The organism is Actinacidiphila sp. bgisy145 (genome assembly GCF_057708125.1).
Genome location: NZ_JBYIRL010000043.1, coordinates 31,348 through 46,659 on the forward strand (window position 1 = coordinate 31,348; position 15,312 = coordinate 46,659).

Below are 15,312 nucleotides of genomic sequence, written 5' to 3' on the forward strand. Positions count from 1 at the left end.
TCATCCTGCCAGGGCCGCCCGGGCGGCCACGAACGCGGTGACCGCGCGCTCGACGTCCTGCGCGGAGTGCGCCGCGGACAGCTGCACCCTGATCCGGGCCCTGCCGTGCGGCACCACGGGGTAGGAGAACCCGATCGCGTAGACGGAGTGCTCCAGGAGCAGGTCGGCGAGCTGTCCGGCGCGCTCGGCGTCGCCGATCATGACCGGCACGATCGGGTGGTCGCCGGGCGCGAGGTCGAAGCCCTCCTGGGTCATCCGGGCCCGGAACAGCGCGGTGTTCTCCTGGAGCCGGGCCCGCAGCCGGGGCCCGGGGCCGGTCGGCGAGTCGTCCTGGAGCAGGTCGAGCACCTTCAGGGAGGCCGCCGCGATGACCGGGGCGAGGGAGTTGGAGAACAGGTAGGGGCGGGAGCGCTGGCGCAGCAGCGCCACGATCTCGGCGCGGGCGGCGACATAGCCGCCGGAGGCGCCGCCGAGCGCCTTGCCGAGGGTGCCGGTGAGGATGTCGATCCGGTCGGTGACGCCGTGCAGTTCGGGGGTGCCGCGGCCGCCGGGGCCGACGAAGCCGACCGCGTGCGAGTCGTCGACCATGACCATCGCGCCGTAGCGGTCGGCGAGGTCGCAGATCTCGTCCAGCGGCGCCACGTAGCCGTCCATGGAGAACACGCCGTCGGTGACGATGAGTTTGCGGCGCGCGCCGTCGGCCTCCTTCAGCCGCTGCTCCAGCTCGGCCATGTCGCGGTTGGCGTAGCGCAGCCGGCGGGCCTTGGACAGCCGGATGCCGTCGATGATGCTGGCGTGGTTGAGGGCGTCGGAGATCACCGCGTCGTGCTCGTCGAGCAGCGTCTCGAAGACGCCGCCGTTGGCGTCGAAGCAGGAGCTGTACAGGATCGTGTCCTCGGCGCCGAGGAACTGCGACAGCCGTGCCTCCAGCTCCTTGTGCACCTCCTGGGTGCCGCAGATGAAGCGGACGGAGGCCATGCCGTAGCCCCAGCGGTCCAGGGCGTCCTTGGCGGCGGCCACCACGTCGGGGTGGTCGGCCAGGCCCAGGTAGTTGTTGGCGCAGAAGTTGAGCACCTCGCCCGGGCGGCCGCCGGCGGTGACGTCGACCGTGGCGCTCTGCGGGGTGCCGATGACGCGCTCGGGCTTGTGCAGGCCCGCGGCGCGGATCTCGTCGAGGGTGGCGCGCAGGTCGGCGCGGACGGAGTCGAACACGGGGTCTCCTCGGGGCGTACGGCAGCGGACGTAAGGCAACAGGTGTAAGAGAACGGGCGCGCCGCAACGGACGTACGGCAACAGGCGTAAGGGAACGGGTGTATCGAGGGGTCAGGCGGTCCAGTCGAGGATGACCTTGCCGCAGCGGCCGCTCGCCGCCTCGTCGAACGCCTCGTCGAAGTCCTGGTACGGGTAGCGGCCGGTGATCACCGGGCCGAGGTCGAGGCCACCCTCCAGCAGCACGGACATCGCGTACCAGGTCTCGTACATCTCCCGCCCGTAGATCCCCTTGAGGGTGATCATCGAGGTGACGATGCGGGCGAAGTCGACCGGGAACTGCTCGGTGGGCAGGCCGAGCAGGGCGATCTTGCCGCCGTGCGTCATGTTCGCCACCATCGTCCGCAGCGCCTCGGGGCGGCCGGACATCTCCAGGCCCACGTCGAAGCCCTCGCGCAGCCCGAGGGCGCGCTGCCCCTCCTCCACGCTGGAGGTGCGCACGTCCACCGCCAGGCTCACCCCGACCTGCCGGGCCAGTTCCAGCCGGTAGGGGCTGACGTCGGTGATGACCACGTGGCGGGCCCCGGCGTGCCGGGCGACGGCCGCGGCCATGATGCCGATCGGGCCGGCGCCGGTGATCAGCACGTCCTCGCCGACCAGCGGGAAGGACAGCGCGGTGTGCACCGCGTTGCCGAACGGGTCGAAGATCGCGGCGACATCGGGGTCCACCGGGGTGCGGTGCACCCAGACGTTGGCCGCCGGCAGCGTGACGTACTCGGCGAAGGCGCCGTCCCGGCCGATGCCCAGGCCCACGGTGGAGCGGCACAGGTGCCGCCGCCCGGCCAGGCAGTTGCGGCAGGTGCCGCACACCAGGTGCCCTTCGCCGCTGACCCGGTCGCCCGGGGCGATGCCGCTCACCCCCGGCGCCACCTCGACGACGTCCCCGACGAACTCGTGGCCGAGCACCAGCGGGGTGCGCACCGCCTGCCGCGCCCACCCGTCGTACGCGCGGATGTGCAGGTCGGTGCCGCAGATGCCGGTGCGCAGCACCCTGATCAGCACCTCGCCCGCGCCGAGCACGGGCTCGGGCACGTCCGTGAGCCACAGACCGGGCTCCGCCTTTGCTTTGACCAGTGCTTTCACGGCGGACTCCTGAGCCTCAAAAAAGGTTGCGGGGGCGCCATCGGCGCGGCGCGGCCGCGGTGGCGCTCCCACTGTTCCCCCGACCCGGCGCCGGGTCCATCGACGGTTTCTTAAGCCCGCCCGAAGCTGGGCTTCATGATCGGCCCACCGCACCATGCGGCCGCCCGGCCGGCCGTCGACGCGCGGGCGCGGCTGCCGGCGGCCGCCGCCCGCTCCCCGGGCGAGCGCCCCCGGGGAGGCGCGGGTGGTGTGAGCGACGCAAGTGAAGATCGGCGCGAGGTCATTGACAGGCCATCAGGGTCCGCGCTCTACTCGTGCCTCGTGCAGATTGGCAACGTTGTCAGTTTGTCGGACCCACGACGCCGCTGTCGATCGAGGACGCCAGTCCCTGGCACACCCCTGTGTGACGCACGTATCGCGGAGGCAACCGATGGTCAGACGACGGCGCCCCGACGGGCCCCGTTTCACCAGCAGATTCCGTCATCGCCTCGCCGTGGTGTCCCTCCTGGGCATCGCGGCGCTCCCGTTCCAGTCCCTGGCCGGCGCCCAGGCGGCGTCCGGTCCGCAACTCGTCGCGGACCCGGCGGCGTTGATCAACCCGCTGATCGGCACCTCGGGCGCGGTCAACACCTTCCCCGGCCCGGACACGCCGTTCGGCATGATGCAGTGGAGCCCGGACACCACGCCCGACCGGACGCAGGGCGGCGGCTACGAGTACAAGGACAGCAAGATCTCGGGCTACAGCCTGACGCACGTCTCCGGCCCCGGCTGCGACGTCGCCGGCGACGTACCGATCCTGCCGGTCACCGGCGCCCTGTCGGGCAACCTGTCGAACACCTCGGCCCAGTTCAGCCACGACGACGAGCAGACCGGCGTCGGCTACTACGGCGTCACCGACGCGAGCGGGATCAAGACCGAGCTGACGGACACCACGCGCGCGGGTCTGGGCCGCTTCACCTTCCCGGCCGGCTCGACCCAGTCGAACCTGCTGCTGAAGCTGAGCAGCGGCGCCTCGCAGGTGGACGGCACCCGGGTGAAGGTGGTCAGCGACCACGAGGTGAGCGGATCGGTCGACAGCGGCCACTTCTGCGGCGCCGCCAACCGCTACACGCTGCACTTCGACATCACCTTCGACCACCCGTTCACCGCCAGCGGCACCTGGGTGGGCAGCACCATCAACGCCGACGCCACGAAGCTGAGCGAGGGGCGGCCGGAGCAGAAGCTCGCCACCCACGCGAACACGCCGCTGCACGAGCAGCACTTCACGGTGCCGGGCACCACCGCGCCCAAGGTCCACCCCAGCGGCAGCGCCACCTCCTCGTCCGCCGCGAAGGGCACGGCGTCGACCAAGGGCGCCACCTCCGCCGCCTCCGCCGCGGACGCCCCCGTGACCGGCGCCAACGGCATGTACCTCACTTTCGACACCGCGCGCGCCGCCACCGTGACCGCGGCCGTCGGCATCTCCTACACCAGCGACGACAACGCCGCCTCCAACCTCAAATCCGAGGTCAAGGGCTGGAACTTCGACGCCATGCGGCAGGCCAACCACACCGCGTGGAACAAGGTCCTGGACAAGGTGCGGATCGGCGGCGGCACCCACGACCAGCAGGTGCAGTTCTACACCGCGCTCTACCACGCGCTGCTGCACCCGAACGTCTTCTCCGACGACAACGGCCAGTACATGGGCATGGACGACCAGGTCCACGCCCTCGCCAAGGGCCAGCAGGCGCAGTACGCCAACTACTCCGGCTGGGACACCTACCGCTCCCAGACGCAGCTGATGGCGATGGTCGCCCCCCAGCAGACCGGTGACATCGTCACCTCGATGCTCAACGGCTACGACCAGACCGGTCTGCTGCCCAAGTGGGCGTCGAACAACGGCGAGAGCTACGTCATGGTCGGCGACCCGGGCACCTCGATCATCGCCGACGCCTACGCCTTCGGGGTGCGCAACTTCGACACCGCGCACGCGCTGTCGGCGATGGAGCACGAGGCGACCGTGCCCAACCAGGACCGCCCCGGCGAGGCGGTGCGGGACGCGAAGGGCTACCTGCCGCTGGACGGCACGTACTCCTGCTGCAACTTCTACGGCCCGGTCTCGACCCAGCTGGAGTACGACAGCGCGGACTACGCGCTCGCGTCGTTCGCCAAGTCGCTGGGCAAGACCGCGGACTACACGAAGTTCGCCACCCGGGCGCAGGACTGGATGAACGTCTTCAACCCGCAGACCGGCTACCTCCAGGCGAAGAACTCCGACGGGCAGTTCGCCGGCGGCTTCACCCCGGGCACCTCGAACGGGTTCGTGGAGGGCACCTCGGCGCAGTACACCCCGATGGTGCCGTTCAACATCGAGCAGCTGGCCACCGCGCGCGGCGGCACCGCGGCGTACGGGTCGTACCTGGACAGCCTGCTCAGCGACATCGCGAACCCGTCGGGCACCAACGCCGATCTGAGCAACGAGCCGAGCCTGGAGATCCCCTGGGAGTACAACTACCTGGGCCAGCCGTGGAAGACGCAGGCGGCCGTGCGCACCGCGCAGCAGGACCTCTACTTCAACGCGCCGGTCGGGTCGTTCGGCAACGACGACCTGGGCGCGATGAGTTCCTGGTACGTGTGGTCGTCGCTGGGGATGTACCCGGAGACGCCGGGCACCGACACGCTGGTGCTGGGCAGCCCGGTCTTCCCCGTCGCGAAGGTCACCGTCGGCGGCCGGCAGGTCACGATCGACGCGCCCAAGGCCGCGACCGACGCGCCGTACGTGCAGTCGCTGGACGTCAAGGGCAAGGCGTGGCAGAAGTCGTGGCTGACCTTCGGGCAGTTCGCGCAGGCCGGCACCCTGGACTACACGCTGGGCACCAAGGCGAACACCTCCTGGGGCGCGTCGGCCGCCGACGTCCCGCCGTCCGACACCACCGGCGGCGGCCGGGTGCTGGCGGCGACCGGGCCGAGCAGCGACGGGCTGATCGTCGCGCCGGGCGGGTCGGGTGACGCCACCCTCCAGCTGACCAACCTCGGCGACAAGGCGGTCACCGCCGACTGGAGTGCCTCCGCGCCCTCGGGTGTCACTCTCGGCGCGTCCTCGGGCACCGTCACGGTGCCGGCGGGCGGCAGCGCGCAGGCGAAGGTCGCGGTGAGCGCGGGTGACAAGGAAGGCACCTACGCCGTGGCGTTCGCGGTGACCGACCACGGCAGCGGCGCGGCCCTGACGAGCGCGTCCCTGCGGGTGTCGGTCGCGGCGCCCGGGGAGCTGTGGCCCTACGAGACGAACGAGGGCGTCTACCCCGACGGCACGCACTTCTCCGGCGGGTTCGACGACGGCGGCTGGGCGTACTCGCAGGACGCGCTCGCCGCGAACGGGGTGACCAGCGGCTCGACGGTCAGCGCCGACGGGCTCGACTACACCTGGCCGACCATCACCTCAGGGCAGCCGGACAACCTGGAGGTGGCCGGCCAGACCCTGCCGGAGCCGGCCGGCACGCAGGGCGCCTACCTCGGGCTGCTCGGCGCGGCCGCCAACGCCCCCACCGACGGCAGCGGCGTGCCCGGCGACCTGACGGTCACCTACACCGACGGCAGCACCACGAAGGCGTCGGTCGCCTTCTCCGACTGGACCCTCAACGGCGGCGGCACCAAGCCGGTCGCCGGCGACACCACCGCCGTCACCACCGACTACCGCGACACCGGCAGCGGCGGCAAGGACACCGTGAAGGCGTACGTCTTCTCGGTCAAGGTCCCCATAGACGCCGCCAAGACCGTCGCCTCCGTCACCCTGCCGGTCACCTCCGCGTCCGGCACGGTCCACCTCTTCGCCCTCACCTTCGCGAAGTAGCCCTTCCCCTCCTCCAACCCCCCGGGCGCGCTCCCACCAGGAGCGCGCCCGGGCCGTGCCGGGGGCACCCAGGGGTCAGGGGAGCGCGGCGGTCAGGTCGACCTCGACCAGTTGTCCGGCGAAGCCGAGGCGGGTGACGCCGAGGAGGGTGCTCGCGGTGGTGAACGCCGGGCCGAGCGCGGAAGCGGTCAGGCGCCGCCAGGCGGCGCCGAGGGCGTCGGCCTGTTCGGCGCACACGTAGACGACGGACCGGACGACGTCCTGGGGCCGGGCGCCGACGGCCGCGAGCGCGGTCAGCGCGTTGGCGGCGACCTGGTCGACCTGGGCGTCCAGGGAGCCGGCGCCAACCAGTGAGCCGTCGGGGGCGAGCGGGCACTGCCCGGCGAGGTAGGCGGTGCGGCCGGCTTCGGCCACGGTGACGTGGTGGTAGCCGGGGGTCGGGTGGAGCCGGTCGGGGTTGAGGCGGGTGATCTTCGCAGGCATGGCCGCGAGTCTGGCGAAGCCGCCCGCCGCGCGCACCTGGTTTCCCGCGGCGTACGGCCGGGCGCGAACGGTCGCGGCGGTGCGGCGGTGCGGCGGGGGCGGACGGGCTGCGGCCCGGGCCGCGCCCTCGACCTCGAACTGCCGCTGGAGCAGGCCGCCGAGAGATGCCGCGCCCCTGGCGGGGGCGCTCCCGGCGGTGGGCGCGGGCGGTGAATTCGGTTGCGTCCGGCCCGCACCGCCCCGGCACACTACCGGCATGACGACCAGCCACCCGCCGTACCTGCCCGCGCAGCGGGCCCTGCGACACGTCGCGGCGCGCTCGGCGGGCGGCCCGGTCGACCCGCGGCTGCGGGTGACGCTCAACTTCCACCCGGACCGGGTGCACCAGGGCCGGCACATCCTGTCCGGGCTGGCCGCCGACGGGGTCTACCGCTCGCAGTTCGCCACGGGCACCGGCAACGGCGGCCTCACCGCGTACCCGGGCGGTGACCGCTGGCACTGGGAGAGCCGGATCTTCGGCGGGGCGTACGACGAGGCGCCGAACGAACAGCGGCCGGTGTACGGCGCGCTGGACTTCCGCGGGCGCACCACCGGCGGCGCCCCGCGCTTCGGCTCGGCGCACTTCCGGCTGTCCGCAGGCGCCCTGGCGCGCGCCACGTTCTGCTACCCCGACAGCTCCACCGACCCCGCGGACTTCGGGGTCGCGGAGCGGATGGCGCTGGTGGCGCTGGCCGCGGCGGACCGCCGGGACGCCCTCGACGACTACGTGGAGGCGCACGTGCACGGCCCGGTGCTACTGGCGCGGGACGTCGAGGCGCTGGTGCTGGACTCCTGCTACCGGGGCACCGAGGTGGAGGAGCTGGCCCGGGCGCTGCCGTGCCCGCTTCAGTGGCACGCCGGCTTCCGGCTGACGGTGGCGGAGCTGCGGCGCCACCCGGACTTCCGGGGGCCGCGGTTCGTGGCGCTGGGCGCGCGGATCGCGGTCGGCGGGCGGCTGGACCCGTCGGTCATCGCGGCGGCGGCCGCGAGCGGCGAGCACGACCCGCAGGACCTGAAGAAGGTCTGGCACTGCCTCGCCCGGTTCGGGGCGCCGCCCGCGCCCTGACCCGCGCGCCCGGCACCGGCGGCGTCCGTACGGGCGCGCGGCGGGCGGCACCCCTCGGCGCATTTTTGCCGTTTCGGCACGCACCTTTGCCCCTGGCGCCGCGGCGGGCGGACGGTGGGCGCATGAGCGAAGAACGGATGGCAGAGGTGGCCGGCGTCGACGGCACCGGCTGGGACGTGGTGGTGGTCGGCGGCGGCGCGGCCGGCCTGTCGGCGGCACTGACCCTCGCCCGGGTGCGCCGGTCGGTCCTGGTGGTCGACTCCGGCGAGCCGCGCAACGCCCCGGCCGAGCGGACCGGCGTGCACGGCCTGCTCGGCCGCGAGGGGGTCTCCCCGCTGGAGCTGCTGCGCACCGGCCGCGCGGAGGTCGCCTCGTACGGCGGCCGGGTCGTCGCGGGCCGGGTGACGCGGATCGTGCGCGACGGCGACGGATTCGACGTCCGGGCCGAGGGCGCGCGGGTGCGGGCGCGGCGGCTGCTGGTGGCCACCGGGCTGGTCGACGAACTCCCGGACGTGCCGGGGCTGGCCGAGCGGTGGGGCCGTGACGTCCACCACTGCGTGTACTGCCACGGCTGGGAGGTCCGCGACACCGCGATCGGCGTGCTGGGCGCCTTCCACCAGGCGCTGATGTTCCGCCAGGTGTCGGACGACGTCACGCTGTTCCGGGACCCGGGTACCGAACTGTCCGACGCGCAGTGGGAGCAGTTGGCCGGGCTCGGCGTCGCGGTGGTCGACGGCCCCGTGGCGGGGCTGCGGATCGACGGGGAGGACCGCCTGTCGGGGGTGCGGCTCGCCTCGGGCCCGGTGGTGCCGGTGCGCCATCTGGCGGTCATGCCCTACCTCGCGGCGCGGGCGTCGTTCCTGGACGGCCTGGGCCTTGCGCTGCGGGACCACCCGATGGGCGTGGGACGCCAACTCGCCGTCGACGCCGCCGGGTTCACCGGTGTGCCCGGGATCTGGGCGGCGGGCAACGTCAGCGACCTGGTCGCGAACGTCGCGGCGGCCGCGGCCGCGGGAGTCGCCGCGGCGGCGGCGATCACCATGGACCTGGTCACTGCGGGAGCCGAGCGCGCGGCGGCCGGGCGGGCGCGGCCCCGTACGGCCGCGGACGACGCCGTGTTCGGGCCGGCGTCCGAGGCCGAGGTGGCGCGCCGGGTGCTGGGCACCGCCGCGCACGGGCTCCACCTGCCGCCGCCGGCCGCCGCTCCCGACGCGTGAGGCGCCGCATGCCGGCGAGCGCCGCCTGACCAGCGGCGGGCCTGCGTGCCGGCGCAGCCAACGGCCGGTCGCGCAGCGCCAGTTGTCCGGCAGCCGCCCGGGCCCGCGTTGGTAGGATCATCCCGCGACGGGCACAGCGCCGGACCGGGGGGACGGCTGCGGGCCCGGTGCACCCGCTGCCGAGGCGTGAGGGGGAGGAATGGCACGCTTGCACGGAACACGGCCGGTCACGGCGGCGCTGCCGCCCGGCCGACCGGTGCGACCCGCCCCCACGGGCGCGCTGCTCGGCGGGATGCGCGCCGGCGGCACCGCGTACGGCACACTGGACGACGCCGGCCGGCGCGGCAAAGCGCCCGCCGCCAACACCTCCAGGGGGAGGCCGGGTTCGTGGTGCTGAAGCACGCGGGAGACCGACCGCCCGGCGCCGCCGAGGGACCCGACGGGGGGTGACCGGTGACGGTGAGGGGTACCCGGCTGTTGCGGCGGGTGTGGCCTGGGTGGCGGCAGGATGTCACCCGGCTGCGTTACTGTGCGGAAATCACGTGATGGTCGGGTAATGGGTACATGTCGGCGAGCAGGATGCGGTGACGGTTGGTGAGACGGTGGATCGGCGCACGCTCGGGCCGGGGGGCGGACGAGGGCCGGGGAGAGCGGGCCGGGGCGGGCGCGGCACCCGGTAGCGGTCCCGGCGCGGCAGGCGGGGCGGACGCGGTGGACCCGGATGCCATCCATGTCGAGGAGATCGACGGCGTCCACGTGGTGCGTACCGCGGGCGAGCCCGCCCTCGACCCGATGTCGGTGGCCGAACTCGGCTACGCCATGGCCGTGCAGGACGGCACCACGATCACCATCGTGGTCGGCACCGAGAGCGACCGGGCCTGGACGGGCCTGGAGGAGGTGCTCGACGGCCAGCGGCCCGGCTCCTTCCACGAAGTGCTGCTGGTGCTGTCGTACGCCGCGGTGGCGCGCGGGGGCCGGCCGGCCGTGGCGCGCCGGATCGTCGAGCGGTGGGGTGTACGGGTGATCGCGCCGGACGGCGCGGCGCTGCTGGTCCCGGGCGGGTCGCTGTTCGTGCCGGGCCGCCCGGCCGAGCCCGGCGAGGGCGCCGCGGACCCCGGCCGCGGCTGGTGGCGGTTCGCCCCCGGGAGCGAACCGCGGTCGATGGGGCGGCAGTTGCCGGCGCCGTCCTGGCAGGCGGAGCTGGACCGGCTGGCCGGGAGCGTGACCGGGGAGACCGTGGTGCACCGGATTCCGGCCGGGCTGGCCGTACGCCCGCTGGACGCGCCGCCGCCGCTGCCGGGCGACCTGGCGTTCGCGGTGCCGGTCGGTCCGGACCGGCCGGTGGTGCTGGTGGGGGCGCCGGGCGACGAGGTGGAGCTGACCGCCCATGACGTGGTCGGCGCCCTGGCACTGCTGCCGCCGCCGCTGCGCCCGGCGGTGCGGCTCGCGCCGGGCGGCAACAGCGACCTGCTCCAGGCCGCGCAACTGGCCGCCGACACCTTCGCCGTCGACGTGGAGGTGCTGACCGGCGCGCCCCTGATGACCGACAACCTGACCCCCGACGGCGACACCCACCAGGTGCGCACCGTGCTGATCGGCCGGGACGGCACGCCCGCGTGGCGGCCCTTCGTCGAGGCGGTCGTGTGCCGCCCGCGCGGCGACGGCCCGCCCCGGCCGCCCCTGCTGCTGCGCTGGCAGCCCCCGCTGCGGGGCATCGGCACCGCGCGCACCGGGGTGCTGCGGCTGTCGGACTCCTGGCAGGTCGCGGTGACCCGGGCCGGGCTGCGGGTCACCCGGGTCAGCGGCAGCGCGCCCGCGCTCGCCGAGCGCCCGGTGGACGCCGACGCGCCCGCGATCGAGATGGGCACCCCGGGCCGGCCGATCGGCCCGGAGGCGCTGCCCGCCCTGCGCACCCTCCTGGCCGCGCTCAGCCCCGAGGTGCGCGAACGCGCCGTGCTCCACCTGTACGGCGACTGCGGCACCGAGCAGGCCCGCGAACTCAGCCGGCTGCTCACGGAGTTCGGCGTCAAGCGGCTGCGGACCAAGCCCCCGCAGCAGGCCCCGCGCCTGCCGGTCGCCCGCACGTCCCTGCCGCCGGCCGCCGCGCGCGGTGCGGCGCCCAAGGCACCGGCCCCGCCGCACGACGCGCCCCCGCCCGTGCTCGGCGCCCCGCCGCCGGCCGCCGCGGCGGCACCCGGCCCGCGAACCGCCGCGCCCGCGCCGGCCGCCGCGGCGGCCCGCACCGCAGTGCCGGCGCCGCCGGCCCAGCCCGCTCCCGTACCGGCGCCCGCTCCCGTACCCGCGGCGCCGGTCCAGCCGGCGACCGCCGTGCCGGAGCGGCCGGAGCCCCGCCCGGCGGCCGCCGCGGCCCCTGAGATGCCGCCGCTGCCGGGGCAGGACGTCCTCGGCGCCGACGGCCCCGCGGCCAAGGCGCGCGGTACGAAGCCGCCCGCCTTCGTACCGCCGTCGATGCCGCGGCCGGTGCGCTCGATCGGGCTGGGGCACCGCAGTTCCGCGGCCGAGCGGGACGCCTTCCGGGAGATGGTGCCGCCGGAGGTCTGGCGCAAGCAGGAGAAGGCGGTCGAGCGGATGCTCGGCCCCGCGCTCACCGGGGAGATGGCCGAGTGGGCGCCGAACCCCGTGGACGTGCTGGCCGTCCACCTCTACCTGACCACGTCGGACGGCCCGCTCGGCCACCAGGCGCTGACGGCCGCCCTGCGCGCGGGCGACCGGGGCGTGCTGCCCTACGCCGCCTGCCTCGCGTCGGGGCTGGGGCGCATGCGGCCGTACGAGGGGCCGGTGTTCCGCAGCGGTGACGCGCTGGCGCCGGAGCGGACGGCCGCGGGCCGGCAGTTGCGCGCGCCCGGCCCGGTCAGCGCGCTGACGGTCAACCTGCGGGGCCCGTCGGAGACGACCCGGTACGCGATCTGGTCGGAGAGCGGCCGGCGGGTGCACCTGGAGCGCTCCCGCGGCGGCGAGGGGGAAGGCGCGGACGAGGTGCTCTTCGCCCCGGGCACCACCTTCCGGGTGCTCGGGGTGCGCGAGGTGCGCGGCTCGGACGTGGTGCTGCTGCGGGACGCGTCGGGGCCCGCCTCCGGTTCGGCGCCGGAGCTGGACCGGGCCGCGCTGCGCGCGCTCGCCGAGGCGCTGGACGAGGGTGTGCCGTCCGGCAGCAAGGGCCGGGTGCGCAGCTGGCCGGCGCGCTGCTCGGGACCGGCCGGCTGGGAGTGAGCGGGATGGGAGTGGGCGGGAACGGCCGCCGGGCGGGCGGCCGTTCGTCAGCTCCTGCGCCCGCGGGCCCGGGCCCCCGCCCGCCCGCGGGGGCCGCTCACTTCAGGCGCCAGCGGAAGTCGTCCTTGGTGTTCGTGCTGCACCCGTACTGCTCCAGCCGGGCGTCCTCGCGGCCGGTGCCGACGCCGGGCACATCGACGCACAGGCCGCTGGCGTAGTCACGTATCCAGTAGGTGCCGTCCGGGCGGGGGTCCAGCCACCACAGCTGGTTGTCGTTCTTCGTCCGGTTGCAGGGGTACTCCTCGATCTGCGTGCCGGCCGGCTCGGCACCGTAGTTGGGCAGGTCCATGCAGAGCCCGTCCTTGTGGTTCACGATCACGAACAGGCTCGCGCCGCCCGGGCCGCCGGTCTTGTACGCCACCTGGAGGTCCCAGAGCTGGTTGTCGCCGGAGGTGCCGTCGCAGTCGTACTGGTTGACCGGGCCGTCGCTGGTGCCGTTGCCGTAGCCGGGGACGTCGGCGCACAGGCCGGTGGTCACGTTGAAGAGCAGCACCTGGGACGCGCTGGACGCGGCGTTCGCCCGTGCCCGCAGGTCGGCGGCCGACGTCGTCTTCTTCGCCGTGGGCGTCGCCGTGGCCTTGGCCTTGGCGGTGGCCTCGGCCTTCGGCGCGGTCGTCGCGGGGGCGCCGGCGGGCGTGGTCGCGGTGGCGTGGGGGTGCGCGGACGCCTTGTCGGAGGCGTGCGCGGGGGGCTTGGCGCTGTGCGCGGTGGTGGTGGGGGCGCCGACCGGCAGCGTCTGCGGGGCGGCGTCGTTGCCCGATGCGACGTCACTGGCCTGGGCGGTGGGCGCGGAGCCGTGGTGCGCGGAGGTCACGGCGTACTGCAACGCGCCCGCGAGCGCCACGACGACGCCCGCGGCGACCAGGATCGGCAACGACCGCCCCGCCGACCGCCGTTGCCTGGGCGGCGCGCCGCCCGGTCCGGCCGCGGCGCCCGCCTTGGCCCCGGCCGTGCCCGGCGTACCCGTGCCCGGTGTGCCGCTGGACGCGGAGGTGCCCGCAGCACCCGCAGCACCCGCCGCACCGCCGGCGCCGCGTGCCCCGCTCGCCCCGGCCGCCTCCCCCGCCTTCGCCGGCCCGGCCGCCGCGGGCGCGCCGCTGCTGGACGCGGTCCGCACGGGCACCGACCGCGGCGGCGCCGCCCTGGGCGGCTCCGTGCCCGAGCCGGCGCCCGACCCGGCACCCGAGCCCGCGCCCGGCGGTGTCGCCCCGGGCGCGGCCGGCGGGGACCCCGCGGGCGCGGTGGGCGCGGTGGGCAGCACGACCGCCCGTCGTACGGGTACCACCGGCGCGTCGTCTTCGCCGTCCGTCCCGGGGCCGTCGGAACCGGTGTCGCGCGGCGGCCGTGAGGTGGGCATGCGTCGTCTCCGTAAGGTCTCAGGCGGCCCGCGCGGGGCCGTACGGCGCTGGCCGCGGCCGTCGACCGGCCGCGGTTCGGCGCCATCCTCCCCCACGGCGGGCCGCCCCGGCCCGGGAACCCGCCAACTCCGCGCCCTGCGGCCCGGCTCCGGCGTGCACGCCCCCAACAGCCCCGGCGGCGCACCGAGATGACGCCCTTGCGCCGGAGCGTAGTCCCGGCCTGCTCAGCGCGCGGCGGCGGGGTACCGCAGGCCGTCGTAGAGCAGCTCGGTGATCCGCGCGGCGTCCTCCCGCCAGGCGCCGGTGGCCCGCAGGTTGCAGACGCCGCCCATCGCGCGCAGCACCGTCCGGCCGTCGACGTCGGCCCGTACGGTGCCCTGCGCGGCGCCCGCGGCGAGCAGGTGGTCGAGGCAGCCGGCCATCCGCGAGCGCGCGTCGTCGAAGACCGGCGAGTCCGTCGCCATGATCCCGGCGAGCGCCCCGGCCATGCCCTTGCCTACCGCCGCGTGCTCCACGAGCAGCAGCAGGAAGCGGTGCAGGGCCTCGTCCGCCGTGTACCGCTCCAGGAGCGCGTCGGGCGCGGCGCACAGGTCGGCGACCTCCTGCCGGTAGACCTCCTCGACCAGCGCCTCGCGGGTCTCGAAGTGCCGGTAGAGGGTGCCGACCGCGACCCCGGCGCTGCGGGCGATGTCCTCGATGTGTGCGTCTTCGTCCCCGCTGCCGGCGAGGAACGCCTCGCGCGCCGCGGCGAGCAGGGCGTCCCGGTTGCGCCGGGCGTCGGCGCGCAGGGGTCGTGATGCGGGCAACACTGCCTCCATAAGGTGAATCTGGTTCACTATAGTTACCGGAGTCCGGTTCACCTTATCGAAGGAGCGGCAGACATGACCATGTCCGAAAACGAGCTTGCGGGCCTGCGGGTGCTGGTCACCGGAGCGAGCCGCGGCATCGGGGCGGCCACCGCCCGCCGTTTCGCGGCGGCCGGCGCGCAGGTGCTGACCGCCTCGCGCACCGCTCCCCCGCAGGACTTCCCGGCGACCTTCCTGCCCGCGGACCTCGCGACCGAGCAGGGCGTCGCCGACCTCGCCCGCCGGGTGGTCGACCTCGTCGGCGGTGTGGACGTGCTGGTGGACAACGCGGGCGCGACCACCGGCGCGGTGCCCACCCTGGAGCGCTCCGACGAGCTCTGGCGCCGCGACCTGGACGTCAATCTGCTCGCCGCGGTGCGCCTGGACCGGGCTCTGGTGCCGGGCATGGTGGAGCGCGGCTCGGGCGTGGTCGTGCACGTCTCCTCGATCGCGAGCCGCCTGCCGCAGCCGGCCGACGCCTCATACGCCGCGGCCAAGGCGGCGCTCAACGCCTACAGCCGCGAACTGGCCACCGCCGTGGGCAAGGACGGCGTCCGCGTGGTGTGCGTGCTGCCCGGGTTCGTGGTCACCGAGGGCGCGGACGCGCACCTGCGGCAGCTCGCCGAGGACCAGGGCGTCGGCCTGGCCGAGATGCGGCAGCAGATCGTGGACCACCTCGGCGTGCCCATGGGCCGCCCCGGCGAGCCCGAGGACGTCGCCGAGATGATCGCCTTCCTCGCCTCCCCCCGCGCCAAGTGGCTGACCGGCGCGCAGTTCCGGGTCGACGGCGGCATCGTGCCCGCGGTCTGAATCCCCTGCCTGTCCCCGAACG

10 protein-coding genes are annotated in these 15,312 nt (G+C 75.2%); 5 read left to right on the plus strand and 5 right to left on the minus strand.

The annotated features are described in order from the left end of the window. Both AC3ERT_RS30285 and tdh read right to left on the minus strand, forming a co-directional pair. Positions 1 to 1,212: a glycine C-acetyltransferase gene (locus AC3ERT_RS30285; protein ID WP_435177995.1), complete on the minus strand. Its 1,212-nt coding sequence runs from the start codon at positions 1,210 to 1,212 to the stop codon at positions 1 to 3. A gap of 111 nt (positions 1,213 to 1,323) precedes the next feature. Beyond that, complete coding sequence (tdh, locus tag AC3ERT_RS30290; protein ID WP_435177997.1) at positions 1,324 to 2,352, minus strand: L-threonine 3-dehydrogenase; 1,029 nt, start codon at positions 2,350 to 2,352, stop codon at positions 1,324 to 1,326. A gap of 493 nt (positions 2,353 to 2,845) precedes the next feature. On the opposite strand from tdh, the gene AC3ERT_RS30295 reads away from it, so the two are divergent. Continuing rightward, on the plus strand, positions 2,846 to 6,181 hold the full coding sequence (locus tag AC3ERT_RS30295; RefSeq protein WP_435177998.1) for a lectin: 3,336 nt from the start codon (positions 2,846 to 2,848) through the stop codon (positions 6,179 to 6,181). Positions 6,182 to 6,256: 75 nt separating this feature from the next. Here the strand turns inward: AC3ERT_RS30295 and AC3ERT_RS30300 are convergent, their stop codons facing one another. Next, entirely contained in the window at positions 6,257 to 6,664 is a 408-nt protein-coding gene (locus AC3ERT_RS30300) for a RidA family protein (protein ID WP_335972277.1), read from the minus strand. Positions 6,665 to 6,920: 256 nt separating this feature from the next. On the opposite strand from AC3ERT_RS30300, the gene AC3ERT_RS30305 reads away from it, so the two are divergent. The 3 genes from AC3ERT_RS30305 to AC3ERT_RS30315 all read left to right on the plus strand — a co-directional run bounded on the left by AC3ERT_RS30305 (position 6,921) and on the right by AC3ERT_RS30315 (position 12,217). Next, a complete protein-coding gene (locus AC3ERT_RS30305; RefSeq protein ID WP_435178000.1) occupies positions 6,921 to 7,769 on the plus strand; it encodes a DUF3626 domain-containing protein in 849 nt (282 codons plus the stop codon). A 122-nt stretch (positions 7,770 to 7,891) separates the two neighbouring features. Continuing rightward, positions 7,892 to 8,986, plus strand: a complete 1,095-nt coding sequence (locus AC3ERT_RS30310) for an NAD(P)/FAD-dependent oxidoreductase (protein WP_335972279.1) — start codon at positions 7,892 to 7,894, stop codon at positions 8,984 to 8,986. Positions 8,987 to 9,697: 711 nt separating this feature from the next. After that, positions 9,698 to 12,217 carry a hypothetical protein gene (locus AC3ERT_RS30315; protein WP_435178002.1) on the plus strand — a complete coding sequence of 840 codons (2,520 nt, stop codon included), beginning with the start codon at positions 9,698 to 9,700 and terminating at the stop codon, positions 12,215 to 12,217. A 97-nt stretch (positions 12,218 to 12,314) separates the two neighbouring features. Here the strand turns inward: AC3ERT_RS30315 and AC3ERT_RS30320 are convergent, their stop codons facing one another. Together AC3ERT_RS30320 and AC3ERT_RS30325 are read right to left on the minus strand one after the other, a co-directional pair. After that, on the minus strand, positions 12,315 to 13,634 hold the full coding sequence (locus AC3ERT_RS30320; RefSeq protein WP_435178004.1) for an RICIN domain-containing protein: 1,320 nt from the start codon (positions 13,632 to 13,634) through the stop codon (positions 12,315 to 12,317). Positions 13,635 to 13,859: 225 nt separating this feature from the next. Beyond that, positions 13,860 to 14,441, minus strand: a complete 582-nt coding sequence (locus AC3ERT_RS30325) for a TetR/AcrR family transcriptional regulator (RefSeq protein WP_335972282.1) — start codon at positions 14,439 to 14,441, stop codon at positions 13,860 to 13,862. 75 nt (positions 14,442 to 14,516) lie between these two features. Between AC3ERT_RS30325 and AC3ERT_RS30330 the strand changes: the two genes are divergently transcribed. Continuing rightward, a complete protein-coding gene (locus AC3ERT_RS30330) occupies positions 14,517 to 15,290 on the plus strand; it encodes an oxidoreductase (RefSeq protein WP_435178006.1) in 774 nt (257 codons plus the stop codon). The last annotated feature ends 22 nt before the right edge of the window (positions 15,291 to 15,312 follow it).

Coding starts and splice junctions, on each gene's coding strand:
- AC3ERT_RS30300 (WP_335972277.1), bottom strand. CDS start 6,664: ATGCCTGCGAAGATCACCCGCCTCAACCCCGACCGGCTCCACCCGACC.
- AC3ERT_RS30305 (WP_435178000.1), top strand. CDS start 6,921: ATGACGACCAGCCACCCGCCGTACCTGCCCGCGCAGCGGGCCCTGCGA.
- AC3ERT_RS30310 (WP_335972279.1), top strand. CDS start 7,892: ATGAGCGAAGAACGGATGGCAGAGGTGGCCGGCGTCGACGGCACCGGC.
- AC3ERT_RS30320 (WP_435178004.1), bottom strand. CDS start 13,634: ATGCCCACCTCACGGCCGCCGCGCGACACCGGTTCCGACGGCCCCGGG.
- AC3ERT_RS30330 (WP_435178006.1), top strand. CDS start 14,517: ATGACCATGTCCGAAAACGAGCTTGCGGGCCTGCGGGTGCTGGTCACC.